The 1,482-nt window shown below is 69.1% G+C and carries 1 protein-coding gene; it reads right to left on the reverse strand.

Annotated features, from left to right (window positions below; genetic code table 11):
- Positions 1-36: 36 nt before the first annotated feature.
- Positions 37-1,077 carry an IS30 family transposase gene (locus tag ABZ719_RS37640; RefSeq protein WP_366729668.1) on the reverse strand — a complete coding sequence of 347 codons (1,041 nt, stop codon included), beginning with the start codon at positions 1,075-1,077 and terminating at the stop codon, positions 37-39.
- Between the last annotated feature and the right edge of the window lie 405 nt (positions 1,078-1,482).

Genomic DNA, 1,482 nt, shown 5'->3' on the forward strand with positions numbered 1-1,482 from the left:
CTTGGGTTCAAGGGGTCGTCGCAACACCACTCGGTTTTAGGTGGTGAGTAGATCACGAAGACGCTCGGCTGGGGTATCCCAGCCGAGCGTCTTGCGTGGGCGGCCGTTGAGTTCCTGGGCGACGTGTTCGAGGTCTTGGGGACTGTGGACGCTCAGGTCGGTGCCCTTGGGGAAGTACTGCCGCAGCAGCCCGTTCGTGTTCTCGTTCGAGCCGCGTTGCCAGGGCGATGCCGGGTCGCAGAAGTAGACGGGCATGCCGGTGGCCATGCTGAACTGCTTGTGGCGTGCCATCTCGCTGCCCTGGTCCCAGGTGAGGGAACCGCGCAGGTGGGCGGGCAGGGTCTGGATCGTGGCGACCAGGCCGTCGCGGACAGTCTCGGCGTCGTGGGCTCCGCCCGGCAAGTGGACCAGCATGGTGTAGCGGGTGCTGCGCTCGACGAGGGTGGCGATCGCGGAGCGACCGCCTGCGCCGATGATCAGGTCGCCTTCCCAGTGACCGGGTACGGCCCGGTCCTCGATGTCGGCGGGGCGGTCGCTGATCATCACCATCGGGTCGATGAACCGTGGGGTGCGCCGCTCGGGGTCCCGGCGTGGTTTGCGGCGGGTCCGGCCGGAACGGACGGCCGCCTGCACTTCCCGTTTCAGGCCGCCGCGGGCCTGGAAATACAGCGCCTGGTAGACCGTCTCCACGCTCACCCGCATGCTCTCGTCGTCGGGATGCTCTCTCAGTAGAGCGTGGCAGATCTGCTCCGGCGACCACCGTCTGCGCAGTCCGTCCCGGACGAAGCGGCGCAGCCGTCCCTCGCGCAGCAGTTTGCGCTCCTTGGGGCGAGGCCTGCGGGCGGCGGCCGCGCGGTGGGCCGCGTAGGGCTGGTAGCCCTCGGTGCCCACGTTCGTGTCGATCTCCCGCTTGACCGTGCTCGCCGGCCGTCCCAGGGCTCGTCCGATCGCCCGCAGCGAGAGGCCCGCCGCATACAGATCGCGGATCCGTTCGCGCTCGGCCAGTGTCAGGAACCGCGGGTGAAGCTGCTTCTCCAGGGCCGTCAGGCCCACCGGTGCCGTGGTCACACCGGACATCGTGACGGTCCCCGCCGCGTAGTCGATACGGCGGCCGTCGGCGTAGGTGCGTGTGGTGCCGCTCTTCTTGACGCCCCAGTCCCAGTCCTTGGCCGTGCGCTCGTTCACGCCGACCTGCCGGGCCGCGACCCGGCGTGCGACACCGGCGGCCCGAAGCCGCTCGTACTCGTCCCGCCCGGGATGACGGCGCGGCGGACGAACCGAGTTCCGTCCGGTTTTGCGGGCCCAGCCGAAAGCGGTGTTCCGGTTCACTCCCAGCTCACGTGCCACCACGGACACGTTTCCCACCGCATCCAACCGCGCAAGGAAACGCTCCCGCAGCCCCGAAAGATCATCGCGCCCAACGGCCACGGTCCTCGCAACTCCCACAGATCGCGGGTGTTGCGAGGACCGTTAGAACCCAAG

This window comes from Streptomyces sp. NPDC006743 (genome assembly GCF_040703815.1).
GTDB lineage: Bacteria > Actinomycetota > Actinomycetes > Streptomycetales > Streptomycetaceae > Streptomyces.